The organism is Arthrobacter sp. Y3224198 (genome assembly GCF_059090025.1).
Window position 1 is genome coordinate 93,526 of sequence record NZ_JBNHFG010000005.1, and the last position, 26,710, is coordinate 120,235.

The 26,710-nt window shown below is 67.2% G+C and carries 23 protein-coding genes; 17 read left to right on the forward strand and 6 right to left on the reverse strand.

Features of this window, described 5'->3' with window-relative positions:
• Positions 1–139 precede the first annotated feature (139 nt).
• The 3 genes from AC5RUF_RS04500 (at position 140) to holA (ending at position 4,797) form a co-directional block, all read left to right on the forward strand.
• Positions 140–964, forward strand: a complete 825-nt coding sequence (locus AC5RUF_RS04500) for a helix-hairpin-helix domain-containing protein (protein WP_494129847.1) — start codon at positions 140–142, stop codon at positions 962–964.
• A complete protein-coding gene (locus tag AC5RUF_RS04505) occupies positions 964–3,621 on the forward strand; it encodes a ComEC/Rec2 family competence protein (RefSeq protein ID WP_494129848.1) in 2,658 nt (885 codons plus the stop codon). Before AC5RUF_RS04500 ends, AC5RUF_RS04505 begins: the two co-directional genes overlap by 1 nt.
• 153 nt (positions 3,622–3,774) lie before the next feature.
• A complete protein-coding gene (gene holA, locus AC5RUF_RS04510) occupies positions 3,775–4,797 on the forward strand; it encodes a DNA polymerase III subunit delta (protein WP_493997683.1) in 1,023 nt (340 codons plus the stop codon).
• Positions 4,798–4,942: 145 nt separating this feature from the next.
• Here the strand turns inward: holA and rpsT are convergent, their stop codons facing one another.
• Both rpsT and AC5RUF_RS04520 read right to left on the reverse strand, forming a co-directional pair.
• On the reverse strand, positions 4,943–5,203 hold the full coding sequence (gene rpsT, locus AC5RUF_RS04515; RefSeq protein WP_146361896.1) for a 30S ribosomal protein S20: 261 nt from the start codon (positions 5,201–5,203) through the stop codon (positions 4,943–4,945).
• A gap of 174 nt (positions 5,204–5,377) precedes the next feature.
• The gene (locus tag AC5RUF_RS04520; protein ID WP_494129849.1) at positions 5,378–6,046 is read right to left on the reverse strand and encodes a type II toxin-antitoxin system PemK/MazF family toxin; all 669 of its coding nucleotides are present in this window, start codon (positions 6,044–6,046) and stop codon (positions 5,378–5,380) included.
• A gap of 178 nt (positions 6,047–6,224) precedes the next feature.
• Between AC5RUF_RS04520 and lepA the strand changes: the two genes are divergently transcribed.
• Positions 6,225–8,078 carry a translation elongation factor 4 gene (lepA, locus tag AC5RUF_RS04525; RefSeq protein WP_493998124.1) on the forward strand — a complete coding sequence of 618 codons (1,854 nt, stop codon included), beginning with the start codon at positions 6,225–6,227 and terminating at the stop codon, positions 8,076–8,078.
• Positions 8,075–9,307, forward strand: a complete 1,233-nt coding sequence (gene hemW / locus AC5RUF_RS04530; RefSeq protein ID WP_494129850.1) for a radical SAM family heme chaperone HemW — start codon at positions 8,075–8,077, stop codon at positions 9,305–9,307. Before lepA ends, hemW begins: the two co-directional genes overlap by 4 nt.
• Positions 9,308–9,408: 101 nt before the next feature.
• Here hemW and AC5RUF_RS04535 read toward each other — a convergent pair whose 3' ends face one another.
• A complete protein-coding gene (locus AC5RUF_RS04535) occupies positions 9,409–9,831 on the reverse strand; it encodes a DUF4870 domain-containing protein (RefSeq protein ID WP_493996230.1) in 423 nt (140 codons plus the stop codon).
• 117 nt (positions 9,832–9,948) lie between these two features.
• The gene (locus AC5RUF_RS04540) at positions 9,949–10,794 is read right to left on the reverse strand and encodes a DUF3097 domain-containing protein (protein WP_493996229.1); all 846 of its coding nucleotides are present in this window, start codon (positions 10,792–10,794) and stop codon (positions 9,949–9,951) included.
• Between the two features lie 214 nt (positions 10,795–11,008).
• On the opposite strand from AC5RUF_RS04540, the gene hrcA reads away from it, so the two are divergent.
• The 3 genes from hrcA (at position 11,009) to AC5RUF_RS04555 (ending at position 14,048) form a co-directional block, all read left to right on the forward strand.
• Positions 11,009–12,022, forward strand: a complete 1,014-nt coding sequence (hrcA, locus tag AC5RUF_RS04545; RefSeq protein WP_493996228.1) for a heat-inducible transcriptional repressor HrcA — start codon at positions 11,009–11,011, stop codon at positions 12,020–12,022.
• Between the two features lie 105 nt (positions 12,023–12,127).
• The gene (dnaJ, locus tag AC5RUF_RS04550; RefSeq protein ID WP_493996227.1) at positions 12,128–13,267 is read left to right on the forward strand and encodes a molecular chaperone DnaJ; all 1,140 of its coding nucleotides are present in this window, start codon (positions 12,128–12,130) and stop codon (positions 13,265–13,267) included.
• A 1-nt stretch (position 13,268) separates the two neighbouring features.
• A complete protein-coding gene (locus AC5RUF_RS04555; protein WP_494129851.1) occupies positions 13,269–14,048 on the forward strand; it encodes a 16S rRNA (uracil(1498)-N(3))-methyltransferase in 780 nt (259 codons plus the stop codon).
• A 43-nt stretch (positions 14,049–14,091) separates the two neighbouring features.
• On the opposite strand, the gene AC5RUF_RS04560 is transcribed toward AC5RUF_RS04555, so the two are convergent.
• Positions 14,092–15,063, reverse strand: a complete 972-nt coding sequence (locus tag AC5RUF_RS04560) for a GerMN domain-containing protein (protein ID WP_493996225.1) — start codon at positions 15,061–15,063, stop codon at positions 14,092–14,094.
• A gap of 372 nt (positions 15,064–15,435) precedes the next feature.
• Between AC5RUF_RS04560 and AC5RUF_RS04565 the strand changes: the two genes are divergently transcribed.
• The 8 genes from AC5RUF_RS04565 to AC5RUF_RS04600 all read left to right on the forward strand — a co-directional run bounded on the left by AC5RUF_RS04565 (position 15,436) and on the right by AC5RUF_RS04600 (position 24,491).
• A complete protein-coding gene (locus AC5RUF_RS04565) occupies positions 15,436–16,497 on the forward strand; it encodes a PhoH family protein (RefSeq protein ID WP_493996232.1) in 1,062 nt (353 codons plus the stop codon).
• Positions 16,494–16,970, forward strand: coding sequence for an rRNA maturation RNase YbeY (gene ybeY, locus AC5RUF_RS04570; protein ID WP_493996224.1), 477 nt, complete (start codon positions 16,494–16,496; stop codon positions 16,968–16,970). The genes AC5RUF_RS04565 and ybeY overlap by 4 nt, the downstream gene beginning before the upstream one ends.
• A gap of 20 nt (positions 16,971–16,990) precedes the next feature.
• Positions 16,991–18,304, forward strand: coding sequence for a hemolysin family protein (locus AC5RUF_RS04575; RefSeq protein WP_494129884.1), 1,314 nt, complete (start codon positions 16,991–16,993; stop codon positions 18,302–18,304).
• Positions 18,297–19,226, forward strand: a complete 930-nt coding sequence (era, locus tag AC5RUF_RS04580) for a GTPase Era (RefSeq protein ID WP_493996223.1) — start codon at positions 18,297–18,299, stop codon at positions 19,224–19,226. Before AC5RUF_RS04575 ends, era begins: the two co-directional genes overlap by 8 nt.
• A 130-nt stretch (positions 19,227–19,356) precedes the next feature.
• The gene (locus tag AC5RUF_RS04585) at positions 19,357–20,880 is read left to right on the forward strand and encodes an LCP family protein (protein WP_494129852.1); all 1,524 of its coding nucleotides are present in this window, start codon (positions 19,357–19,359) and stop codon (positions 20,878–20,880) included.
• A 177-nt stretch (positions 20,881–21,057) separates the two neighbouring features.
• On the forward strand, positions 21,058–22,800 hold the full coding sequence (leuA, locus tag AC5RUF_RS04590; protein WP_494129853.1) for a 2-isopropylmalate synthase: 1,743 nt from the start codon (positions 21,058–21,060) through the stop codon (positions 22,798–22,800).
• Positions 22,801–22,878: 78 nt separating this feature from the next.
• Positions 22,879–23,628 (forward strand): DNA repair protein RecO, encoded by a 750-nt coding sequence (gene recO / locus AC5RUF_RS04595; RefSeq protein WP_494129854.1) that lies wholly within the window; start codon positions 22,879–22,881, stop codon positions 23,626–23,628.
• Entirely contained in the window at positions 23,625–24,491 is an 867-nt protein-coding gene (locus tag AC5RUF_RS04600; RefSeq protein WP_494129885.1) for an isoprenyl transferase, read from the forward strand. The genes recO and AC5RUF_RS04600 overlap by 4 nt, the downstream gene beginning before the upstream one ends.
• Here the strand turns inward: AC5RUF_RS04600 and AC5RUF_RS04605 are convergent.
• Positions 24,488–25,549 (reverse strand): alpha/beta hydrolase, encoded by a 1,062-nt coding sequence (locus AC5RUF_RS04605; RefSeq protein ID WP_494129855.1) that lies wholly within the window; start codon positions 25,547–25,549, stop codon positions 24,488–24,490. The genes AC5RUF_RS04600 and AC5RUF_RS04605 overlap by 4 nt on opposite strands.
• Positions 25,550–25,627: 78 nt before the next feature.
• On the opposite strand from AC5RUF_RS04605, the gene AC5RUF_RS04610 reads away from it, so the two are divergent.
• The gene (locus AC5RUF_RS04610; protein WP_494129856.1) at positions 25,628–26,692 is read left to right on the forward strand and encodes a quinone-dependent dihydroorotate dehydrogenase; all 1,065 of its coding nucleotides are present in this window, start codon (positions 25,628–25,630) and stop codon (positions 26,690–26,692) included.
• The last annotated feature ends 18 nt before the right edge of the window (positions 26,693–26,710 follow it).

The following is a 26,710-nucleotide window of genomic DNA, read 5'->3' on the forward strand; positions in this document are numbered from 1 at the left end:
ACTGTCCACCTGCAGCCGGGTAGGACACACCCGCTTCGCTGCGTCCGGTTAGTTTCGGTCCATGGCACAACACCGCTGGGACACGGCATCGCCCGGACAAGGGGCTCGCGCGGCCTTGCAGCCGATGACCGATTCTCCGATGACTGATTCTGAGGACGAACCGGAAGAAGGCTCAGGCTGCACCGCCGGGCGTGCCGGGGAAGAGCGCGGGCCGGAGACGCTTCCGGCCAAGCGGCGGTGGGCGTTTTCCTTCCCGGCGGCAGTCCTGGCCGCCTGCCTGCTCTGCGGCTGCACCGCGGCGGTATTCCTATTCAGGGACCAGACTCCGGTTCCGGTCTCCAGCGTGGACCTTGCCACGGCAGTGCCGGCACCCTCAGAAAACGGCGTTCCGTCCGGGTACACAGATGCCCCGGATGTCGTTGGCTCGCCAGGGGCTGAGAAACCGCCGCCGGTGCCGGTGACGTCGGGCCGCGGAACGGAGAGCGGAACAACCGGCACTGTGGTGGTTCACGTTGCCGGCGCCGTGCAGCGTCCGGGTGTGGTCCGGTTGCCCGCTGGAAGCAGGATTATCGACGCCGTTGATGCCGCCGGTGGAACGGCCGCCGATGTGGATCTGGCGGCGGTGAACCTCGCTGCCGTGCTCGAAGACGGTGCCATGGTGCTGGTTCCGCGTATTGGGGAAGCCGCCGTTCAGCCAAGCGGAGAGGTGGCCGCCATCCCTGGTCCCGGGTCGGCTCCCGGCGCGGCTTCCGGCACGCCGATGGGTCCCGGGGAGGGAGTTAACCTCAACACTGCCGACTCGGACCTGCTCCAGACCCTCCCGCGGGTGGGACCCGTGCTGGCGGAGCGCATCATTGCCTGGCGCACGGAACATGGAAAGTTCACCCGCCCGGAGGACCTGGATGCCGTACCGGGGATCGGTGAAGCCATGCTCGCTGCGCTGCTGCCTCTCGTCTCGGTCTGATGGTGGGCATCCCTTCCCGGCGCAGGGCCGGGTGGTCGCGCTACGTCTCCTCCGCGCTCCGTGGCGTACCCCAGGCGGCGCCGATTGCACCGGGGCCGCAGCAGTTGCCGGAGCCGCAGCGGTTCCCGGTGCCGCGGTGGACGCGCACCCGGGCCCGCACGGACAACGTAACGGCGGTGCCGGCCCCGCTCCGTGAACTGCGGCTGCTTCCCACTGCCGGTGCTGCCTGGGTCGCTGCTTTCCTGGCTGTCCGTTTTCCGCCCGGGGCCGGGTGGGCGTTGGCATGCAGTGCTGCGGTCGTCGCCGTGCTGGGGCTGGTCCTGGCTCGAGTCGCCGGCAGGGGACCGGCCCGGAACCGGCGGCGGTTTGCCGCCCTGGCACGAGGGACAGCGGTACCGCTGGCAGCCGCGGCCCTGGTTTGCGCCGGGGCGGCGGGAACACTGGCCGAGCGGACACGCGGCCCCATGGCGGCACTTGTTTCCGAGGGAGCTGCGGTCACTGCCGAATTCCGTGCCGTGTCGGACGCCCGTCCAGGGGCCCCGGACAACTTCACCGGGCAGCCCAGGTACCTGGTGGATGCTGTCGCAGAGAGCGCGACAGCTGGCGGAAATCGGTTCGCCAGCTCTGCGACCATTCTGGTGGTGGGAGGGAAGGACTACGCCGGCATCAGGTGGGGCGACCGGTTCAGCAGCGCCGGAGGCCTCCAACAGCTGCCGCCGGGGGACCGGAACCTGGCGTTAATGCGTGCCGCCGCGGCACCCGACATCGAACCCGCAGGCGGGTGGTATGCAGGAACAGCCGGCCTGCGGACCGGCTTTGTACAGGCAGCCCGTAACCACGGAGCCTCCGTGGACGGCCTGCTTCCCGGTATGGTGCTTGGCGACCGCTCCAACTTGGACCCGGAGCTGGCGCAGGCAATGAAGGACATCGGCCTGACCCACCTGACGGCAGTGTCCGGGGCGAACTGTTCCTACCTGCTGGCCTTCATCTTCCTGGCCGCCCGGGCGGCCCGCGCGCCGCGCGCAGCGGCGGTACTGCTGGCACTGGCCGGGCTGGCGGCGTTTGTCCTGCTCGTCCGGCCCGATCCCAGCGTGTTACGGGCTGCGGTCATGGGAGGGCTGGGCACCCTCGCGGTTCTCTCGGGGCGGGGCCGGCTTCCCGTGGCACTGCTGCTCCTGTCCATCACAGTCCTGCTGGCCATCGATCCGTGGTTGTGCACCAGCTACGCGTTCATCCTCTCGGTCTGCGCCACGCTGGGACTGGTGCTCCTGGGCCCGCATCTGGTGCGGGTATTGTCCCGCTGGCTGCCGAGGTGGTTCGCGGCTGCACTGGCAGTGCCGGTGGCGGCCCAACTGTTCTGCGGTCCGGTGCTGGTCCTTCTGCAGCCGCAGCTGCCGGTGTATTCGGTGCCGGCGAACCTGGCGGTCGCACCGGTGGTTCCGGGCGTGACCATAGCGGGCATGCTGGCCGTGGCTGCGGTCTGTACGCTTCCGGTGCTTGCGGCCGCCCCGCTGATGGTTGCTGCAGCAGGGGCCAAGTGGGTCGCGGAAACAGCGCGCTTTATCCAAGCGGTACCCGGCGCGCTGCTGCCCTGGCCGGAGGGCAGCAGAGGTGCCTTTCTGATGGCCGCGGGTACCGCCGTGGCCGTTGCCGCGCTTGTGTACCTTTCCCGCCGTGGGCAGCCTCCAGGGGTACCTCTTACCCTGCGCACACGGACGGGCACAAGACCCGCGTCACCGGTGGTTGCCGGGCGACGGAGCGTCCGGATCCGACCCGGCCTTGCCGTAGGCGCCGCCATGCTGCTCGTAGTCCCCGGCGGTACGTTGCTGGTCGGACGCAGTCTGGAAGGGGAACGCGGAACACCCCTGCGGGACTGGGTTGTGGCCGCCTGCGATGTGGGGCAGGGGGACGGGCTGGCCATACGCGCCGGGCCGGACAGTGCGGTGGTGATTGATGCGGGAGGGGAACCCGCTGCCATGGACCGCTGCCTGGATACGCTGGCCGTCCGGAGCGTGGACCTCTTGGTGATCACCCACGCCCACCTGGACCACTACGGCGGTACCGCAGGCGTTCTGTCCGGACGGACGGTACGTGAGGTGGGCTACTCCACGGCGGGTACGGAACTCCCGGAGGAACTGACGGCGGCCCTGGCCGGATCGGCGGCTCCACGGGTGCGGCTTACACAGGGAATGGCCGGGAAATCCGGCAATGTGCAGTGGGAAGTCCTGTGGCCGCCTGCCGCCATTCCGTCCGCCTCGGCGGGGGAGGAGAAGGAAAACAATGCCAGCGCCGTGCTGCTGGTGTCCGTGGACGCGGGCAGCCCGGACCGGCCGTTGCGGATCCTGCTGACCGGGGATGCGGAAACCGAGGCGGCGGCAGCAACGCTGGCGGCGCATCCCGGGCTGCGCACCGGTGTCGACGTGTTGAAGGTGGCCCACCACGGTGCCCGGAACGGGGGAGACGGATGGCTTCGGGCTGTTCATCCCGTCTTGGCCTTGATTTCAGTGGGAGAGGACAACGAGTACGGGCATCCGGCCCCACAGATCGTGGCGGGCCTCGAGTCGGCCGGCACCGAGGTAGCCCGAACCGACCGGCTGGGAACCATCCTGGTGACACGGCGCGGGCAAACCCTGACGGTCAACGGGTTGCCGCCCTGACCGGCACCGCCCCCCGGGCGGCGGAATTGGTGCCGGACCGCGGGCGTGGGAACCTTGGAGGGTAGGTATCCGCTGTGCGGGTATGCTCAGTTCCACTTATTCCGGCGGCCCGGCAAGACCCGGTCCGCCCGCACACTCCCAGGAGCACCAGCTGTGAATCCGGCCGTCCCCTCCAAACGCAGCTCCGGCAGCAAATCCGCCCGCACCGTATCGTGGCGGGACGTTGAACCTGCCCCGGTGGTCCTGCTGGCGGGTCCCGAAGAATACCTGGCTTCCCGGGCGCGTGACCGGCTCCGGGCCGTGTTGCGGGAAAAGCAGCCGGACACCGAGCTGGTGCAGTTCGACGCCGCCTCCTACGCCTCCGGGGAACTCACCCTGCAGTCCAGCCCCTCGCTGTTCGGGGAGGCGAAACTCATCGAAGCGGTGAACCTGGCCTCCATGAACGAGGACTTCCTCACCGAGACGTTGGCCTATCTCAAGGACCCCTCCCCGGATGCCGTACTGGTACTGCACCACTCCGGCGGCAACCGCGGCAAGAAGCTGCTCGATGCCGTCAAGGCCACCGGCGCGCCCGTTGTGGAATGCCAGCCGTTCAAGAAGGATGCGGAAAAGCTCGAATTTGTCACCTCGGAGTTCCGGTCCGCCCGCCGCCGCATCGATCCGGCCGCAGCCCGCGCCCTGGTCAACGCCGTCGGCTCCCGGCTCTCGGAACTGGCCGCCGCCTGCCAGCAGTTGATCAGCGATTCCACCGGCGAGGTTACCGAGGAGCTGGTGGAACGCTATTACGGCGGCCGGGTGGAAGCCACGGCGTTCAAGGTGGCCGACGCAGCGCTGGCAGGACGTGCCGCGCAGGCACTGTCCATGCTGCGGCATGCCCTGGACACGGGCGTGGATCCGGTGCCGCTGGTCGGCGCCCTGGCCATGAAGGTCCGTGCCGTGGCCCGGGTAGCGAACCTGCGCGGTTCCTCCGCCTCCATGGCAAAGGAACTCGGAATGGCTCCCTGGCAGGTGGACCAGGCCCGGCGGGATGCCCAGCGCTGGTCCTCCGAGTCCCTGATCGAGGCGGTGCAGGCCCTCGCCGAAGCCGATGCCCAGGTCAAGGGCGCCGGCCGGGACCCGGTGTACGCGGTGGAGCGGGCCGTGACGGTTATTGCCCTGGCGGCCTCCGGCCGGTAGCACTTCGCGCCCGGCCACGGGCCGCCGGCCAAGACGGGCCGCCGGTAAAGACACAACCGCCGGTCAAGACGCGGGCACCGGTTAAAACACGTATGGCCGGTCCCGAAGGACCGGCCATACGAGGTAAGTCTGTACTGGCTGCTGCTTAGAGCGCGCTGACCTTCTTGGAGATGGCCGACTTGCGGTTGGCAGCGTTGTTCTTGTGGATTACGCCCTTGCTGACGGCCTTGTCCAGCTTGCGGCTGGCGGTCTTCAGCGCTTCGGCTGCTGCGTCCTTGTCGCTGGCCTTGACTGCGGCATCAACCTTGCTGATGACGGTCTTCAGCTCGGACTTCACCGAGTTGTTGCGCTGACGCGCCTTCTCGTTGGTGAGGATGCGCTTCTTCTGGGACTTAATATTGGCCACTTATAAACTCTCTTTGTATTGCGGACTTGGTCGGTGAGGGAATTTCGGCTCAGACATTGACTGAGTGGCGTGGGGATACCGTTTGTGGCGCCTGAACCGAAGTGCCCGTCGACCTGCGCGGACACACAGCAATAAATGTTAGCAGAGTTTGGGCGGCCGCAGGGCAACCGGGGATCAGCGCGCCGGGCGCACCTTCGCCAGTGCCTGCGCCACCTGGCGGAATACCTCGGCACCCATCACGGCACCCTCCCGGCGCACGCTTTCCGGGTCCAGCTGCAGTACCCGGTCCAGCTTCACCTCGCTGGGCCGGCCTTTACTGTCCCACGGGCCGGTGCCGACATCGAGGTAGCGGGGATCGGAGGCGTTGGAGTTATTCCGGTCCCGGCTTGTCATCATCAGGGCCAGCAGGCGACCGCCGTTGCGGCCGATCAGCAGGACCGGCCGGTCCTTGCCCTGGGCGGGGTCGTCTTCGTAGGGCACCCAGGCCCACACCACCTCGCCGGGATCGGGATCGCCGTCCGGCTGCGGGGCGTACACCGGGCGTACCGGCCCTGCGTAGTCGCCGGCATAACCGTGACGGGACGGCGTCGACGCCGGTCCGGTCCCTTGGGTACCGGGTGCAGCAGCGGGGGAGGAGGCCACGGGCCCGGGGGATGGCGACGGCGTGCGCGCCCGTCCCGTGCCGCGGGCGCCGGGCTGGGCCGTCGGTCGGGGAGAGGTAGTCCGCCGGGGCCCGCCGGTACCGGAACCGGGCGCGCCGCCGTCCCGGGGCGCCGTCGTCGGGCGCAGCAGGCGGGCTGCCGAGCGGAGGAGTGAGGCAAAGGCACGTGCATTAAAGGGCATGGCTCTACGTTAGGCGGCGGAGACGGAGGGTGCAGGCGGCGGCGATCCGGTTCCTGTTGCGGCAGCCAAACGTGGGAGACTGTTAATTCGACAGAATCACCCACCAGCAAAGCCGGGAGTCCGGCTCCGCGCCCGCGCGGGGCGCAGCGATCCCGGAAACAGTAAAGGAACCGCCACAGTGTCACCTATGGCCCGCTTCTCGCCGGTGCCTGCCGCGACGGATCCGGCGATCATCAGAAACTTCTGCATCATCGCCCACATCGACCACGGCAAGTCCACCCTGGCCGACCGCATGCTCCAGTCCACGGGCGTGGTTGAGCACCGGAACATGAAGGCCCAGTACCTGGACCGCATGGATATCGAGCGCGAACGCGGCATCACCATCAAGTCGCAGGCCGTGCGCATGCCGTGGGAAGTCGACGGCGACTCCTACGCCCTGAACATGATCGACACCCCCGGCCACGTGGACTTTACCTACGAGGTTTCGCGGTCCCTGGCGGCGTGCGAAGGCGCCATCCTCCTGGTTGACGCAGCACAGGGCATCGAGGCCCAGACCCTGGCGAACCTGTACCTGGCGATGGAAAACGACCTGACCATCATTCCGGTCCTGAACAAGATTGACCTCCCGGCGGCGCAGCCGGAAAAGTACGCCGAGGAACTGGCGAACCTCATCGGCGGCGACCCCGCCGACGTCCTGAAGGTTTCCGGGAAGACCGGCGTGGGCGTCGAAGCCCTGCTGGACAAGATTGTCCGGGACATCCCCGCCCCCGTGGGCGACCCGGCCGCCCCGGCCCGGGCCATGATCTTCGACTCCGTCTACGACACCTACCGCGGGGTGGTCACCTACGTCCGCGTGGTGGACGGGTCCCTGTCCCCGCGCGAACGCATCCAGATGATGTCCACGCGGGCCAGCCACGAACTGCTGGAAATCGGCGTCAGCTCGCCCGAACCCACCCCCTCCAAGGGTCTCGGCGTCGGCGAGGTGGGCTACCTGATCACCGGTGTGAAGGACGTGCGGCTTTCCAAGGTGGGTGACACCGTCACCAACCTGGCCAAGCCGGCCACGCAATCGCTGCCCGGCTACGCGGATCCCAAGCCCATGGTGTTCTCCGGGCTGTACCCCATCGACGGCGCCGACTATCCGGTGCTGCGAGACGCGCTCGAAAAGCTGATGCTCAACGACGCCGCCCTGGTATACGAACCCGAGACGTCCGCCGCGCTGGGCTTCGGATTCCGGGTGGGCTTCCTGGGTCTGCTCCACCTGGAAATCACCCGAGAGCGGCTTGAGCGTGAGTACAATCTGGACCTGATCTCCACCGCCCCCAACGTGGAGTACGAGGTGACGCTGGAGGACAACAAGGTGGTCACGGTGACCAACCCCAGTGAGTACCCCGAGGGCAAGATCAAAGAGGTCCGCGAGCCGATGGTGGCCGCGACCATCCTGGCGCCCAGCGAATTCGTCGGCGCCATCATGGAGCTGTGCCAGTCCCGCCGCGGCGTCCTGGGCGGCATGGACTACCTCTCCGAAGACCGGGTGGAAATCCGCTACCGCCTGCCGCTGGCCGAGATCGTGTTCGACTTCTTCGACGTCCTCAAGTCCAAGACCCGCGGCTACGCCTCGCTGGACTGGAAGGCCGACGGCGAGCAGGTGGCCGACCTGGTCAAGGTGGACATCCTGCTCCAAGGCGAGCAGGTGGATGCCTTCAGCTCCATCACCCACAAGGACAAGGCCTACAGCTACGGCGTGATGATGACCGGCAAGCTGCGCGAACTCATTCCGCGCCAGCAGTTCGAGGTGCCCATCCAGGCCGCCATCGGCTCCCGGATCATTGCCCGCGAATCCATCCGCGCCATCCGCAAGGACGTGCTCGCCAAATGCTACGGCGGCGATATCAGCCGTAAGCGCAAGCTGCTCGAAAAGCAGAAGGAAGGCAAGAAGCGCATGAAGATGGTGGGACGTGTGGAAGTTCCGCAGGAAGCCTTCGTCGCGGCGCTTTCCTCAGACGAATCCAAGGACAAATCCAAGAAGTGACACCCAGCGCACTGCCCCTCGGAGACCCCGCACCGGCGGACGGCCTCCTCCCCGCACAGGCCGCGGACGGAGCCGCGGAACGGAACTTCGGACTCTACGTCCACATCCCGTTCTGCTCCGTCCGCTGCGGCTACTGCGACTTCAACACCTACACCGCCACCGAACTCGGCGGCGGTGCCTCCCAGGCGGCCTACGGCGCCACAGCCGCGCAGGAAGTAGTATTCGCTGCCGACGCGCTGCGCCTCTCCGGGATGCCTGATCGGCCGATGGGCACCGTCTTCTTCGGCGGCGGCACTCCCACGCTGCTCCCGGCCGAGGATCTGGCCATGATCCTGCGGACCGCCGTCGACCAGTGGGGGCTGAAGCCCGGTGCCGAAGTCACCACCGAGGCCAATCCCGATTCGGTGACGCCTCAGTCCCTGCAGCTGCTCGCCGACGCCGGCTTCACACGGGTGTCCTTCGGCATGCAGTCGGCCGTGCCCCACGTGCTGGCCGTGCTGGACCGCACGCACACCCCGTCGCGGGTGCCGCAGGCAGTGAAGTGGGCGCGCGACGCCGGGCTGCACGTCAGCGTGGACCTGATTTACGGCACCCCCGGGGAATCCATGGCGGACTGGAAGGTCTCCCTGGAAGAAGCGCTCAGCTACGAGCCGGACCATATCTCGGCCTACGCCCTGATCATCGAGGAAGGCACCAAGCTCGCCGCCCGGATGCGGCGCGGGGAGGTCCCGCCCATCGACGACGATGACCACGCGGACAAGTATGTCCTGGCCGATGAAATGATGACCACTGCCGGTTTGTCCTGGTACGAGGTCAGCAACTGGGCCCGCACCCCGGCCGACGAGTGCCGGCACAACCTGGCCTACTGGCGCAGCGATGACTGGTGGGGGATCGGTCCCGGTGCGCACTCCCACGCCGGCGGTGTGCGCTGGTGGAACGCCAAGCACCCCACGGCCTACGCCCAGCGGATCGCCGCGGGCGAGTCCCCGGCGGTCGGCCGCGAAACGCTCGACGCCGACACCCGGTACGTGGAAGACGTCATGCTGCGTACCCGGCTGGCCGAAGGGCTGGACCTTAGCCGCCTGCGCGAGCCCGGCCGGCTGGCCGTGGCCGGACTGATGGCGGACGGGCTGGTGGACCCCCGGGCCGCGCTGACCGGCAAGGTTCTCCTGACCGGCACCGGCCGCCTGCTGGCTGACGCCGTGGTCCGCCGGCTGCTGCCGGACTGAAACTGCGCCCGGACGGAAACCCGGCCGGAATAAGACTGCCTAAACAAACCGACTGCTTAAACCAAAACAGCCCCTGCCCATACGGGCAGGGGCTGTTTCCGCTATTTGATGCGGCGGAGGTTGAACGGGTAGCGGTACGGGCGTCCGCGGTTGCATTCAATGCCCGCGACCACCGAGGACACGGCCACGTAGACCCAGATCATGGCATTGAGGACCGCAAAGAAGCCGCCCACCACGGGGATGAAGGACAGGGCCCAGACGATCAGCGCCGCAATGCTGGGCGGCAGGGTGAAGTTCAGCGCTTCCTTGGATTCCTGCGCAGTGAACGGGCCGCGGTCACGGAAGACGAGGTAGATGATCAGTGAAGGAACAAAGGCGAGAATCCCGCCGAAGTGCGCCAAGGTGGCCCACTGCCGGTCCTCGGACGCGGTCAGCGGAAGCGCATTGGCCGGGGCGCCCTGATACACCGGGGGCTGGGAGGGTTCCTTCGGTCGGGGCGGGTGGTTCTGGCGTGTGTTGGACACGGCGTATATTCCTTTTGCTCATGGTGACTCAGGGTCGGTCCGCTACTACGTATTGACTCAAGGGTACTGTCTGGCGTGCTTTATAACGGAACGGCGACGACCGGTGAGTTGTACGTCTCATCCGGGCGCGGTCAGGAAATCAATCACTTCTTCCACCCGCCCGAGCAGCGAGGGCTCCAGATCCGCGTACGTGCGCACCTGGCCCAAAAGCTTCTTCCAGCCCATGGCAACGTCGGTGTGGTCCCGGTGCGGCCAGCCCAGTCCCTGCAGGATTCCGGTCTTCCAGTCCAGGTGCCGCGGCACCACGGGCCAGGCGCTGCGGCCGATCACGGAGGGCTTGATGGCCTGCCAGACATCGACATAAGGATGCCCGACTATCAGCACGTTCCCGGCGGCGCCGGGGCACGTCATTGCTTCGGCGGCGATCCGGGATTCCTTGGACCCCGGGACCAGATGGTCCACCAGGATCCCGAGGCGGCGGCCGGGGCCGGGGGCAAAGTCCCGCACAGCCGAATAGAGGTCGTCGACGCCGTGGAGGGGCTCGACGACGATTCCTTCCACCCGCAGGTCGTCGCCCCAGACTTTCTCCACCAATTCGGCGTCGTGCTTGCCTTCCACCCAGATCCGGCTGGCCCGGGCGGTGCGGGCCCGCTGGTTGGCTACCCGCACGGAGCCCGACGCAGTACGGGCCGGAGCCGCGTTGCCGGCCGGCGCGGCGGGAACCACTTCCACCGGTTCGCCTTCCAGCAGGAAACCGAAGCCGAGTTCGAAGGATTTGGTTTTCCCGCGCCGGTCCTCGAGCACCATCAGGTGCAGGCCGCCGGATTTCTCCACCCGGACCACGGCGCCCACCCACCCGGAGGCCACATCTTCCAAGACCAGGCCGGTTTCGGCTCCGACTTTGCGCAGGACGGTCCGGGCCGGCGCAGTGATGTCCTGCGGACCCCAGGAAAAGCTGGACACGGAAATTGCCTCACTCAGGTGCTTGGTCGGGCTCGATGCCCGCGGCTGGCCACGGGTTTACTCAATGCTAGCAACGCCGTTGATCCGTATTAGACTTAGCACTTAGGCACTGTGAGTGCTAAGCGGGGCGCGCTCCGCAGGCCGTGCAGTCCCGTCCGCCAGGCCCGCCGATCAACCCGACGGACCATCCGCCGACCAACTGGGAGGGAAAACCATGAGTGAGCCACGCCGACTCGAGGTCCTCCGCGCCATTGTTGAGGACTACGTCCATTCGCGCGAACCGGTCGGTTCCAAGGCACTGGTGGAGCGGCACCAGCTGGGCGTCTCCTCGGCCACCATCCGCAACGACATGGCTGCCCTTGAGGAAGAGGGGCTCATTACCGCCCCGCACACGTCGGCCGGCCGGATTCCCACGGACAAGGGCTACCGGCTGTTCGTCGACCGCATCTCGGACGTCAAACCGCTCTCAGCCCCCGAACGCCGGGCCATCTCCTCCCTGCTTGAGGGTGCGGATGACTTGGACGACGTCATGGACCGCACCGTGCGGCTGCTGTCCCAGCTGACCAACCAGGTGGCCGTGGTGCAGTACCCGCATCTGGGCAACGCCAAGGTGCGGCATATCGAATTCGTGCTGCTGGCACCTGCCCAGGTGCTGGTGGTGCTCATCTCCACCACCGGACGCGTGGAGCAGAGGGTCATCACGGTGCCGCAGGCAGTCACCGAACCGGACCTGCTGGACCTGCGCCACCATTTCCTCTCTGCCTTGGCCGGCACGCCGCTGAGCAGCATCACCAGCCACCTCACAGAAGCGCTGGCCACGGTACCGGCAGCCAGCCGGCGGGTAGCCAATGCCTTGGGGAACTGCCTGGAAATGCTGGCCGGAATCAACCGGGAAGACCGCATGGTTATGGCCGGCACGGCCAATCTGGCCCGCTCAACGGTAGACTTCCCGCTGACCATCGGACCGGTCCTGGAAGCCCTCGAGGAACAAGTCGTGATGCTGCGGTTGTTGTCCGAGATGGAGCAGGACGCCCGCGGCGTCGCCGTCCGGATCGGGCGCGAGAACCCGCATGGCGGACTGTCGGAAGCATCGGTGGTGGCCACCGGGTACGGACCGGACGCGTCGGCGAAAGTCGGCATCCTGGGCCCCACCCGGATGGATTACCCCACCACCATGGCTGCGGTCCGGGCCGTGGCCAGGTACCTCTCCCGCATACTGAACAACTAGTCCGGCGCGCAGCAGCTGCGGCGCCGTCCCGCCGGGGACATCCGGCGGACCACAAACAACGCCTCCGGCACCGGAGGCAGGCAATACAGGAAGCGATGTGCACGAGTGAGCGATCACTACCAGGTTCTGGGTGTCGGACGAGACGCCACCGGTGAAGAAATCAAGAAGGCGTACCGGAAGCTTGCCCGCAAGCTGCATCCGGACGTGAACAACGCTCCGGGTGCTGCCGACGAGTTCAAGGCCGTAACGCACGCCTACGAGGTCCTCTCCGATCCGGAGAAGCGCCGCATCTACGACACCACGGGCAACGAGAACGGAACCGACAACGGGTTCGGCGGCGGAGGTTTCGGCGGCCAGGGCTTCGGCTTCCAGGACATCTTCGACACCTTCTTCGGTGGTGCCGCCCCCGGCGGCGGACGTGGCCCGGCGTCCCGTGCCCGGCGCGGCCAGGATGCGCTGATCAACGTGCGCATCGACCTGAAGGATGCCGTCTTCGGCATCAACAAGAAGATCGACGTCGACACCGCCGTCGTGTGCCCCACCTGTGACGGTTCCTGCTGCCAGCCGGGAACCTCGCCGCGTACCTGCGATATCTGCCACGGCACCGGTCAGGTCCAGCGAGCCGTCCGTTCCATCCTGGGCCAGGTCATGACCTCCGCGCCCTGCGGCACCTGCAACGGCTACGGAACGGTTATCCCGGACCCCTGCCACGAATGCTCCGGTGAAGGACGCGTCCGCAACCGCCGCACCCTGAACATCAAGATCCCGGCCGGCGTGGCTACCGGTACCCGCATCCAGCTCAGCCAGCAGGGCGAGGCGGGCGTTGCGGGCGGGCCCTCGGGCGACCTGTACGTGGAGATCCGGGTCAACAACGATCCGACGTTCCTCCGGGAAGGCGACGACCTGCACGCCACCCTCACCGTGCCGATGACCGCCGCCGCCCTGGGCACCACCGTCACCCTGGACACCTTCGACGGCGAGAAGGAAATCACCGTCAAGCCCGGAACGCAGTCCGGTGAGGTATCCGTGCTGAACGGGTTGGGTGTCACCCACCTCCGCGGCCACGGCCGTGGCGACCTGCGGGTCCACCTGCACGTGGAAACCCCGCAGAAGCTGGACTCCGAACAGGAAGAGCTGCTGCGCAAGCTCGCCCACCTGCGCGGGGAGGAATACAGCGAGGGCCGGCTGAACAGCTCCGGCACCGGCGTCTTCGCCAAGCTGCGGGACCGGCTGGGCAACCTCTAGCATGACCAACCCGATCTTTTTCGGCGATCCGGCACAGGTGGCAGCTGCACATCCCGGCGGAACGTTCCGCTTGGAGGGCTCCGAAGCCCGCCACGCCGTCGCCGTAAAACGGATCAGTGCCGGCGAGGCCGTGGATGTTGTTGACGGTGCCGGACGCCGGATCACCGGCACCGTCACGGAAACCGGACCGTCCCTGCTGGAGCTCGCGGTGGAAGCCGTGACCGAGGAACCTGCTGACGCCGAGCGTTTCATCCTCGTCCAGGCCCTCGCCAAGGGAGACCGGGATGAGCAGGCCGTCGAAGCTGCCACGGAGCTGGGTGTGGATACGGTCATTCCCTGGCAGTCGGACCGCAGCATAGTCCGCTGGCGTACCGAAAAGGCCGCCAAGGGACAAGCCAAGTGGCAGGCCCTGACCGCTGCGGCCGCCAAACAGTCCCGGCGCTCCCGCATTCCCGCCGTCGAGCCGGTCCTGGACAGCAAGGCACTGGTGCGGCGCCTCGAAGGGCTGGACCTGGTCCTCGTCCTGCACGAGGAAGCGGATGCTCCCTTGTCCGGAGCGGTTGCGGAAATGGTCCGGCGCCGGGCGGCATCGGACGCCGGATCCGCACCTGCGGACATTGCCGTGGTGGTGGGACCGGAAGGCGGCATCAGCCCGGCTGAACTGGAGCAGCTGCGCGCCGCCGGGGCAGTGGCTGTCCGGCTGGGACCGCATGTGCTGCGGTCCTCCACCGCCGGGCCCTCGGCCCTCGCCGTGCTCAACCAACTGCTGGGCCGCTGGTAGAAGGAGGAACCGGGCAGCCCGGGGCGGACCGGGTCCCGCCGGCTCAGTCTTCGGGTGACCCCGGCGCAGCCGTGATGGTGATCCGCTTGGAGTCGCCGGCGGCTTCACTTCCGGCGTAGAAAACGCTGATGCTGTATTCGCCCGGCGCAAGGGTGGAGGAGAAGCTGAAGGAACCGGTCTCTCCCACGGCTGCGTCCAGCGTGACCTTGCCGGAGGCGACAGCATCCGGAGACGGCCTTCCGGCCACTACCGGCTCGGCACGCCAGTGCAGCTCGGATTCCCGGGCCACGGCCGTGCCGCTGACGTTGAGGCCGGTGCCGCGGGCCTGGGATTCCTGCGGGTCGATAATCCAGATGGGCGCCGTCAGGGCCGGGTCCCGGCGCAGCGGCCCGTCCAGGGATTCATGGCCGAACGCCTGGTAGCCGGCCTTGCCGTCCACGAGGATGACGACGGAGCTTTCCTGCCCAACGGCCGTCAGCTTGGCATTGGCGGCCGCGGCAGTGGCGGTGTACACCAGCTGCTGCACGGCCCGGTGGGCCATGCCGGCATCAAGGGAACCCTTGAAGGCGTTGGAGGAAATGTCCACGGTGATGACGTTCGTGTTCGAAATGGAGGCGGTTACGTTATCTGCGGGATGCCAGGGCGTGAAGTAATCCTGGTCCAGTGGCTTGCCCGCGGTCATGGCCTTGACGGCTTCGCCGATCGGATCGCCGGTGTTATCCGAGTGAAGGAACTCACGGTACAGGCTGACCGTGGCCTCATTCAGGCCGAGCCAATAGACGGGCATCAGGGTGTCGGTGACGCCGGCCTCGGCCGGCGGGGAGATGGTCATGGCCGCACCCTTGGGCGCCTGGCCGGCGGCAAAGGTGGTGGGCATGGTGATGGTCGGATTCTCGGCCACCACGCCGCACCCTTCCAGCATCAGCGTGCCGGCGGCCAGTACCGAAACCGCCAGCAGCAGCCGCCCGCGGAAGCCGGGGAGGGAGGAAGCATGGCGGAGTTTACCGGCGGACATCGACCCTCCTTCAAGGCGTTGGTAAAAGGTACGTGTTCAACCTTTGCATACGGCATCGGCCCGATCCGTACCGTTCACCGGCCCTCGGCCGGACTGAAACACGATTGAGACATCACCGTTGCGGTGCTGAGATAAACCTGCCGCTCCTCCGTCCGGGGACGGGCACATCAAGTAAGATTTAGGTAGCCGGCAGGGAACGCAGGGAAATAAACGTCCGTGCCGCGGTGTTTTTTACAAGGTGTCGTTAAAGACATACGGCGCCGGCACCACCGAACCGCACAGCACCACTGAACTGCACAGCACCACCTGATACCGGACTCTGTAAGGGGCGATGAAAGGCCTGGGAAGGCCGTATATATGACCGAATCTTCAATGGAAATCGGCACCATCCGACTGGACACCCAGACAATAGTCTTCGATTCCACGGAACACATGGTCCAGTCGCTGGGGGCCAATGACGAGGCCCTGCGGATCATTGAGGCGGCCAACCCCGCGGTGAGCCTGATGGTACGGGGCAACGAACTGTCCGTGTCCGGACCGGCAGCCGACGTGGAGCAGACCGTCCGGCTGGTCAACGAAGTCCGCGTCCTGGCCCGGAACCAGACCCGCGTCACGCCGCAGGTCCTGGAGCAGCTGATCAGCATGCTCCGTGAGCAGAGCGCCCACCGGCCGTCGGATGTGCTGACGCAGAACATCCTGTCCACCCGCGGCAAGACCATCAGGCCCAAGACCCTGAACCAGAAGAACTATGTGGATGCGATCGACCGCAACACCGTGGTTTTCGGCATCGGCCCCGCAGGCACGGGCAAGACGTACCTCGCCATGGCGAAGGCAGTGCAGGCCCTGCAGCAGAAGGAAGTAAACCGGATCATCCTGACCCGGCCGGCCGTGGAGGCGGGGGAGCGGCTGGGTTTCCTGCCCGGTACCCTGAGCGACAAGATCGATCCGTACCTGCGTCCGCTCTACGACGCGCTGCACGACATGATGGACCCGGAGTCCATCCCGCGGCTGATGGCAGCGGGCACCATCGAAGTGGCACCGCTGGCGTACATGCGCGGGCGCACTCTGAATGACGCCTTCATCATCCTGGACGAAGCGCAGAACACCACGCCGGAACAGATGAAGATGTTCCTGACCCGCCTGGGCTTCGGTTCCAAGATGGTGGTCACCGGGGACGTGACCCAGGTGGACCTGCCCGGCGGCACCGCGTCCGGCCTGCGCATCGTGCACGACATCCTCGGCGACATTGACGACGTCGCGTTCTCTGAACTGCAGGCCGCCGACGTCGTCCGCCACCGCCTGGTCAGTGACATTGTCACCGCCTACAGCGAGTGGGACGAAGCGCGGCGCAGCCGCGGCGGACATTCCGGCAACAGCGGACATTCCAACGGCAGCCGCAGCAACGGCAGCCAGGGGCGGGAGGCCCGTTCATGAGCATTGAAGTAAATAACGAATCCAGTGCAACCGGCGTCGATGAGGAGGAGCTGGCCCGGCTGGGCCGCTACCTGCTCGACAGCCTCTATGTGCACCCCGAAGCGGACCTGTCCATCATCCTGGTGGACGAGGACGCCATCGAAAAGCTGCACATCGAGTGGATGGACCTGCCCGGTCCCACCGATGTGCTGTCCTTCCCCATGGACGAGCTGCGTCCCGGGACATCCGGGCGGATCACCCCCGCGGGCGTCCTGGGTGACATTGTGCTCTGCCCGCAGGTGGCGGCCCGGCAGGCCTCCGACGCCGGCCACAGCACCGGCGAAGAGCTGCTGCTCCTGACCACCCACGGCGTACTGCACCTGCTGGGGTACGACCACGCCGAGCCGGAGGAAGAGAAGGAAATGTTCGGCCTCCAGCGGCGCCTCCTCTCCGCCTACCTGGGTAAACAGGCCCCCAAGGAGACCCGAAGTTGAGCATTGGCGTCCTCATCGTCATGGCCATGGCTTTTATGGTCCTGGCGGGCCTGCTGACCGCTGCTGAGTCCGCCTACGGCTACCTGCCCCGGCAGGACGCCGAGGCGCTGCTCCACGGCAAGGCAGGAGCTCCGCTGCGCCGCATCCTGGCGCACCCGGTGGCACATATGCACGCGCTGCGCTTCTGGCGGGTGTGGTTTGAAATGGCCATGGCCGTCTCCGTGGCCACCATCTTCCAGCTGGTGCTGGACAACATCTGGCTGGCCGGACTGCTGGCCACCGTGACCATGGCCGCCGTCGGCTTTGTGCTGGTGGGGGTCTCCCCGCGGCAGATCGGACGCAAGCACGTCACCGCCGTCGTGGTCCTGACCGCGCAGCTGGTGCGCGTGCTGCGGGCCGTGCTGGGTCCCATCCCCGGCTGGCTGGTGCGGCTGGGTTCCGCAGTGGCGCCCGGTACCCAGGGCCCGGATGCGGCCTTCTTCACCGAGGAGGAATTCCGGGAACTGCTGGACCGGGCATCGGACGCGGACATGATCGAAGACACCGAGGCCGAACTGATCCACTCCGTCTTCGAACTCGGCGACACCAAGGTCCGGTCCGTCATGGTCCCGCGCACCGACATGGTCTGCATCGAGGCCGGCAGCACCCTGCGCCAGGCCATGTCGCTGTTCCTGCGCTCGGGATACTCCCGGGTGCCGGTTATTGAGGACAGTGCGGACCACCTGGTGGGAATCCTCTATTTGAAGGACGTCGCCGCCAGCATCCACAGCGACCCGGAGCACGGGTCAGTGCAGAAGGTCGAGGACTTCGCCCGCAGCGTGCGCTACGTGCCCGAATCCAAGGCCGTCAGCGAGTTGCTGCAGGAACTCCAGCGTGAGTCGACCCACGTGGCAATCGTCATTGACGAATACGGCGGAACGGCGGGCCTGGTCACCCTCGAGGACCTCATCGAAGAGATCGTCGGCGAAATCGTGGACGAGTATGACTCCGAACGGCCCGAGATCGAGGACCTTGGCGACGGCCGCTACCGGGTCAGCTCCAAGGCAGGCATTGACGACCTGGGTGAGCTGTTCGACGTCGAACTGGAGGATGATGAAGTGGATACGGTGGGCGGCCTGCTGGCCAAGGCCCTTGGCCGTGTCCCCATCGTGGGCAGCGAGGTGGAGGTTGAAGGCATAGTCCTGCACGCCGAACGCCTCGAAGGCAGGCGCAACCGCGTGTCCCATGTCCTGGCGTGGAAGGCCCTTCCCGCCCAAGAAGAAGAAAACAGCGACGAGGGCAGAAATGCCGCCCCGCGCACCCGCTCTACAGAATTGGTACCCCGCAATGACTGAACCGAAGTTCCGCGCAGGATTCGTTTCCCTGGTGGGCCGGCCCAACGCCGGTAAGTCCACCCTGACCAATGCGCTGGTCGGTTCGAAGGTGGCCATCACCTCCGCCAAGCCGCAGACTACCCGGCACACCATCCGCGGCATCGTCCACCGCGAGGACTCACAGGTGATCCTGGTGGACACTCCCGGCCTGCACCGCCCGCGTACCCTCCTCGGCAAGCGGCTCAACGAGCTTGTGGCGGACACCCTTGCCGAAGTCGACGCCGTCGGCTTCTGCCTGCCGGCCAATGAGGCCGTGGGCCCCGGCGACCGCTACATTGCCGCCCAGCTCGCGGCCCTGAAGCGGACACCGGTCATTGCCCTGGTCACCAAGACGGACCTGGTGGACCGCGCCGCACTGGCCAAGCAGTTGATGTCTGTCACTGCCCTCGGCAACGAGGTGCTGGGCGAGTCGGGCTGGGCCGACGTCGTCCCCGTGTCGGCGGCGGACGGCTTCCAGGTGGATACCGTGGCGGATGTGCTGGCCGGCCATATGCCCGCTTCGCCGCCGCTTTACCCGGACGGCGAACTCACGGACGAGCCCGAAGCGGTCATGGTGGCCGAACTGGTCCGTGAAGCGGCGCTGGAAGGTGTGCGGGACGAACTGCCGCACTCCCTAGCCGTGGTGGTGGAGGAGATTGTTCCCCGTGAAGGGCGCAGCGAGGAGAACCCGCTGCTCGATGTCCGGGTGAACCTCTACGTGGAGCGTTCCTCGCAGAAAGCCATTATCATCGGCCGCGGCGGCTCCAGGCTGCGGGACGTCGGCACCACGGCACGCCGCGGCATCGAGGCGCTGCTGGGCACGAAGGTGTACCTTGACCTTCACGTCAAGATCGCCAAGGACTGGCAGCGGGACCCGAAACAGCTGGTGAAACTCGGGTTCTGACCCGGGCCTGGCGGTTGGCGGCACGGAATTCCGTGCCGCCGCCACGGTGCTGCGCCCGGCAAACACACAGGAGCAGCCCGTACACTTTGTACATTCGTTTGAGCATATCGATTCATGAAGGGGACCGGCTATGTCATCTCGCCGTGCCGCAACGGGCGGCGGCCCCTTGGGACAACCCACTACCAGGAGGGGTGCTTCCGCTGAACCCGGCGGACGCCACCTTTCCCGGCGGAAGTCGGCCGGCCACCCGGTCCTCAAGGGCATTGCCGCTCTTCTTTCCCTGGTCCTCGTGGCCGGGGTTGTCTTCGGCGTCGTGCAGGTGATGCGGCTGCAGGGCAACTTCGATACCCAGCCGCTGAACCTGGGCGCCGGAGACAAGCCGGCCGAGCAGGTGGACGCCAGCACCGATCCGATGCAGATCCTGGTCCTTGGCACCGACAACCGCGACGGCCAGAACTCGAACAACTCCGATGTGATGATGCTGGTCAACCTTTCGGCGGACCGGTCCAACGTCACCGTGGTGAGCTTCCCCCGCGATCTGATGGTTCCCCTGCCGCAATGTGAGGACCCCTCCACCGGCACCGTCTACGAGGCCATGGACATGGGACAGCTGAACGGCGCCCTGGGCAACGGCGGGCCGGGGTGCACCGTTGCCGCGATCAACGAGTTGACCGGCCTGACCATCGACCACTTCATGATGGCCGACTTTGATGCCGTGAAGGAGCTGTCGAACACCCTCGGCGGCGTTGAAGTCTGCGTCAACCAGCCCGTTAATGACCCGCTGTCCGGCCTGGACATCCCCGCCGGCGTGAGCAGCGTCCAGGGCGACCAGGCACTGGCATTCCTCCGCACCCGGCACGGGTTCGGCAACGGCGGCGACGAAGGCCGCATCCGTGCCCAGCAAAGCTTCCTCGCCTCCATGGTCCGCAAGGTCAAGGACGAAGGCACGCTGAACAACCTGCCCAAGCTCTATTCCATCGCCGAAACCGTCACCAAGAACCTGACGGTGGACGAAGGCCTGGCGCAGATTCCGGACCTGGTGTCCCTTGCCACCCGGCTCAAGGACGTGGACCTGGGCAAGGTGGCCTTCGTGACCGCCCCGGTAATGCCCTGGGAATACGATCCGAACCGCCTCGCCCTCGACGAAGAGAAGGCGCAGCCGCTCTTCGACGCCCTGGTCTCGGACCAGGGAATCACGGCGTCGGCCACACCGTCGGCACCGGCAGGTACGGCAACGGGATCCGAAACCGGCACCGCCGTTCCCGCGGAGCCGGCGGCCCCGGCCGTGGATCCGGCGTCCGTCCCGGTGACCCTGGTGAATGCGTCCGGCACCCAGGGCCGGGATGCCGCCATCGCCCAGTTCCTGCTGTCCAAGGGGTTCGTTCAGGCCTTGGCCAACGGCACGGCCGCCACCCAGAGCCCTGCCACCCAGATCTTCTACGGCTACGGCTATGAGGAAATGGCACTGGAGGTGGCCCGGACCCTGAACATCCCCGACGTGCAGGTAGTGCTCAGCGCCGCCTACGCCGGAGTGTCGGTGGAGATCGGCGCGGACTTCACCGCGGGAACCGCCATGAAGGACCTGGGTGACCTGGGCGACCTGAGCGGCCAGACCGCAGCCCAGGTTACGTGCCAGTCGGCATTTGGGAACTAGCGTTTGAAAGGGGGGATCCTCTGCGTGTTACTGTGATCACGTGCACGCAGAGATCCTTCTCCTTAGCTGCCGCGGCGAGGCCACACAAGCACCTGCTTAGGCCGACCCCTCGCTGCGGAGTTTGTGTTGCCCGGCCACTATTTCTGATGATCGACTAGAAAAGGCCACAACAACACCATGCGTAATGCACAGCAGTCCTCCGGTATGCCGACGTCGAAGTACGTTCCGTTCCACGAACAGATCGCCGTGGACCTGCCGGATCGGACCTGGCCCGGCAAACTCATCACCAAGGCACCGCGCTGGTGCGCCGTGGACCTGCGGGACGGCAACCAGGCACTGATCGATCCCATGACACCCGAGCGCAAGCACAAGATGTTCGACCTGCTGGTGAAGATGGGCTTCAAGGAAATCGAGGTCGGCTTCCCGTCAGCTTCACAGCTGGATTTCGACTTTGTGCGCCAGCTGATCGAGGGTGACCGGATTCCCGACGACGTCACCATCCAGGTACTCACCCAGTCCAGGGAACACCTGATCGAACGGACCTACGAGTCCCTCCAGGGTGCGGACCGTGCCATTGTGCACCTCTACAACTCCACCTCCATCCTGCAGCGGCGGGTGGTCTTCAACACGGACCGGGACGGCATTGTGGACATCGCCCTCGCCGGTGCCCGGCTGTGCAGGAAGTATGAGGAACAGCTGCGGGGCGTGGACGTCACGTACGAATACTCGCCGGAGTCCTACACCGGCACGGAGCTGGACTTTGCCGCCCGTATTTCCGACGCGGTGGCCGAAGTCCTGGAGGCGTCCCCGGACCGGCAGATGATCCTGAACCTGCCGGCCACCGTGGAAATGACCACTCCCAATGTCTACGCCGACTCCATTGAGTGGATGCACCGGAACCTGGCCAGCCGCGAATCCGTCATCCTGTCCCTGCACCCGCACAATGACCGCGGGACCGGTGTCGCCGCCGCGGAGCTGGGGTACCTGGCCGGTGCGGACCGGATTGAGGGCTGCCTCTTCGGCAACGGTGAGCGCACGGGCAACGTGGACCTGGTGACCCTGGGCATGAACATGTTCAGCCAGGGCATCGACCCGCAGATCGACTTCTCCGACATGGACGAAATCCGCCGCACCGTGGAGTACTGCAACCAGCTGCCGGTGCCCGAACGGTCCCCGTACGGCGGCGACCTGGTCTTCACCGCCTTCTCCGGCTCCCACCAGGACGCCATCAAGAAGGGCTTCGAATCCATGGAGAAGGACGCGGCCTCAGCCGGGAAAACCGTGGATGAGATCGCGTGGGCGGTCCCGTACCTGCCCATCGACCCCAAGGACATCGGCCGCAGCTACGAGGCCGTTATCCGCGTCAATTCCCAGTCCGGGAAGGGCGGGGTGGCGTACCTGCTCAAGAACGAGCACAACCTGGACCTGCCGCGGCGGGCCCAGATCGAGTTCTCCGGCGTTATCCAGCGCCGCACCGACACCGCCGGCGGCGAAATCACCGGCGCAGAACTCTGGAAGGTCTTCCAGGACGAGTACCTGCCGCATACGCCGGAGTCCGACGCCGCGGCCTGGGGACACTACGAACTGGTCTCCGTGAATGCCGACACTCCGGCAGACGGCGGGTTCAACCTGACAGCGACTTTGAACGTTGACGGTGTGCCGCAGCGGCGGATGGCCAGCGGCACCGGTCCGATTGCGGCCCTGCTGGAAATTCTGGGCCAGGACGGCATTGACGTCCGGCTGCTGGATTACACCGAGCATGCCCTCTCGGCCAGCGGCAACGCGCGGGCCGCCGCCTACGTGGAACTGGCCGTGGGGGAGCGGGTGCTCTGGGGTGTGGGCATCGACCCCAACACCACCATGTCCGCGCTGAAGGCCGTCATCTCCGCCGTGAACCGGGCCATCCGGGACCAGGCCTGACCGCGGCTTCCGGCCCTGCCCGGACGCGCCCGGCGGCAACGGTCCGCCGGGCGCGTCTGCGCGTGGGAAAATAGCAGGGTGGCGAAATCCTTTGCGTCCCGAACCTACCGGGATGATGCGGTGGTCCTGCGAACCCACAAGCTGGGGGAAGCGGACCGCATCCTTGTGCTGCTGACCCGGGAGCACGGCCAGGTCCGTGCCGTGGCCAAGGGCGTGCGCCGGACATCGAGCAAGTTCGGCGCCCGGCTGGAGCCGTTTATGGTGGCCGAACTCCAGCTCTCCCACGGCCGCAACCTGGACATTGTGACCCAGGCACAAACCAAGGGCGCGTACGGACACGGCATTGCCGCCGACTACGCCCGCTACACGGCAGCCGCAGCCATCGCCGAAACGGCGGAGCGGCTGACCGACATTGACGGCGACTCGGCCAGGGCACACTACCAGCTGGTGATCGGTGCCTTTGCCGCCCTCAGCCGGGGAGCGCATGCCCCCGAACTGATCCTGGACTCCTACCTGCTCCGCGCCCTGGCCACCGCCGGGTGGGCGCCCAGCTTCACCGAATGCGCCCGCTGCGGTGCACCCGGCCCGCACAGCGCTTTTTCGGCACCGCTGGGCGGAGCCGTCTGCCCGGTGTGCCGGCCGCCCGGTTCGGCCTCGCCGTCGCCCGAGACCATGATGCTGCTGGCGGCGCTGCTCAGCGGTGACTGGGCGGCCGCCGATGCCTCCGGACCCCAGCCGCGGCACGAGTCCGCCGGCCTGGTGGCCGGCTATCTTCAGTGGCACCTGGAACGGGTGCTGCGGTCCCTTCAACATGTGGAGCGTGTCTGACCTTGCGTTCGAAAACCCCGCAGCCGGCCCCGGCCGGCCCCGCCGGATACCCGGCCCCGCACCCGTCCGGGGCCGTGCCCCCGCCGGTTCCTGCGGAATTGGTACCGGCCCATGTGGCCATTGTGATGGACGGCAACGGCCGGTGGGCCAACCAGCGCGGGCTGCCCCGGACCGAAGGCCACCGGGCCGGCGAAGCCGCCCTGCTGGACGTGATGGCCGGTGCCATCGAAATGGGCATCCGGCATGTCTCCGTGTACGCGTTCTCCACCGAAAACTGGAAGCGTTCTCCGGAAGAGGTCCGCTTCCTGATGGGCTTCAGCCGAGACGTGCTGCGCCGCCAGCGGGACCAGCTGAACGAATGGGGCGTGCGGATCCGCTGGTCCGGGCGCCGCCCGCGGCTCTGGCAGAGCGTGGTGAAGGAGTTGGAGATCGCCGAGGAAGCCACCCGCGGCAACACGGTCTGCACCTTGAATATGTGCGTGAACTACGGCGGACGGGCCGAAATCGCGGACGCCGCCGCCGCCATTGCGGCAGATGTGCAGAAGGGCCGGCTGCGGCCGGGCTCCATCAATGAAAAGACCATCCAGAACTACCTGGATGAGCCGGACCTGCCCGACGTCGACCTGTTCCTGCGCACCTCCGGTGAGCAGCGGTTCTCGAACTTCATGCTCTGGCAGTCGGCATACGCCGAAATGGTCTTTATGGATACCCTCTGGCCGGACGTGGACCGGCGGACGCTGTGGGAAGCGGTGGAAATCTACGCCCGCCGCGACCGCCGCTACGGAGGCGCCGTCGACCGGGCGGCCGCCGATACGGCGGCCGGTGTTGGCACGGCGGGGAACGCCGCGGCCGCCGGCACCTAGCCGCCGAAGACAAACGCGGACGCCCACCGCCGGATCCCGGCATAGACCCGGGTTCGCACCGGCAGTGCGGAGAGCAGCGTGTCGTGGAGCGCCCCCTCAAAGCGGTAGACCGTGACCTCGGGTCCCAGCAGCAGGCCGCGCTGGACCATCAGGGACACGTCGAGCACGCTGTCCGTGCGCAGCATCTGCGGGCTCCACACCGGAGCGATGGTGGACGCGGCGGAGGCCAGCAGCAGGATGGGGACGTCGATGTCCAGCCCCCGGGCCACCTGCGCATGCCCGCCCAGTACCGCCTTGATCCAACCGGCCCGGACGGGAAAGCTGAACGGTGGCCGCCACAGCGGATCCACGGGCCACTCGCCGTCCATTTCGGCGCTGATGCTGCGGAAGTAGAACCCGAACTCGGGAATCTTCAGACGCGTTTTGGGCCGCCGCCGGGCCACCGGTTCCAGCAGTCCGCTGGTGGCGAAGCGCAGCATGGAGCTGCCGCTGATTTCCAGCCAGGGGCTGTTGAGGATCAGGGCGTGCAGCCGGCGCGGGTGGCGGTGCGCCCAGAGCGAGGCCACCAGGCCGCCGGTCGAGTGTGCCATCAGGGTGATGCGGGGCACGGCTGCGGTCCCGTACCGGGAGCGGACGTCGACGGCGACGGCGGCCAGCGCGGCGTCGATGTCGGCGTCGTACTCCTGCAGGTCCGCAACATAGCCCTCCGACTGGCCGGGCCGCAGGCTCCGGCCGTACTTGCGCAGGTCCAGCGCGTAGAAGGCGGCGCCCTCACCGGCCCAGAACCTGGCCAGGTCTGCCTGAAAGAAGTAGTCGCTCCAGCCGTGCAGGTACAACACGGCATCCACGGTGTCCGGTTGCCGTGCGGTGCGTGCGGGAGCGGCAGGGGCACGGACGGCAGCATCCGGAACAGTTGCATCCGGAACAGCGGAATCCGGAACGTAGGAAACCAGTGTGGCGGCCAGCGGGCCTTCGTCGTCCTCGCCGAGCTCCAGCGTCAGGCTGCGGAATCCCTCTCCCAGGACATCGGGTTTCCAGTTCAACGGCTCATGGCGCATGCTTTCGACAATAGCCGAACACCCGTCACGGGACGGGAGGGGTTTTGCGGCTGGCCCCGGTTCTGGAATCTTTGGAGTATGCGCATCTACCCAACATTCTTCCGGCTCGTTTTCTCCGGGGTGGACCCCGAGCGGGCCCACCGGATCGGCTTTAGCCTGATCCGGGCAGCTGCACGGACACCTGCGGCCCCGGTGATGCGCCGGCTGATGCGGCCCGCCCCCGGCCTGCGGACCCAGGCCCTGGGCCTGACCTTCCCCTCGCCATTCGGGCTGGCCGCAGGGTTCGACAAGGAAGGCTCGGGCATCCAGGCGCTGGCAAACCTGGGCTTCGGCCATGTGGAGGTAGGCACGGTCACGGCGCAGGCCCAGCCGGGCAATGCCAAGCCGCGGCTCTTCCGGCTGGTGGAGGACCGGGCAGTGATCAACCGGATGGGCTTCAACAACGACGGCGCGGCCGCCGTCGCGCCCCGCCTGGCCAAGGCGCGGAAGGCACTGGCCGGAACCTTCGGGGCTCCACGCCCGGTGATCGGGGTGAACATCGGCAAGACCAAAAAGGTGGACTTGGCCGACGCCGTGCAGGACTACCTGGCCAGCGCACGGGAACTGGCGCCGCAGGCCGACTATCTGGCCGTCAACGTCAGCTCGCCCAATACTCCCGGCCTGCGGCTGCTCCAGGACATTGACTCGCTGCGTCCGCTGCTGACGCAGGTGGGCGCCGCCGCCGACGAAGCCGCCGGACGCCATGTGCCTTTACTGGTGAAGATCGCCCCGGACCTCACGGATGCAGACATCGACGACGTCGCGGACCTCGCGCTGTCACTGGGCCTGGACGGGGTGATTGCCACCAACACCACGGTGACCCGGGACAACCTGGTGACCGATCCCGAGCAGGTCATCGCCTGCGGCGTGGGCGGGCTGAGCGGCGCCCCGTTGAAGAAGCGCTCCCTGGAGGTCCTGCGCAGGCTGCATGAGCGGTTGGGGGAGAGTGGCTGCACCATCATCTCCGTCGGGGGAGTGGAAACTGCTGCCGACGTCCGGGAGCGCCTGGCCGCCGGGGCCACCCTGGTCCAGGGCTACACGGCCTTCCTCTACGAGGGGCCGTTCTGGGCCGCACGGATCAACCGGGGCCTGGCCAGGGGCTGACCCGGCCATCGGGGAGCG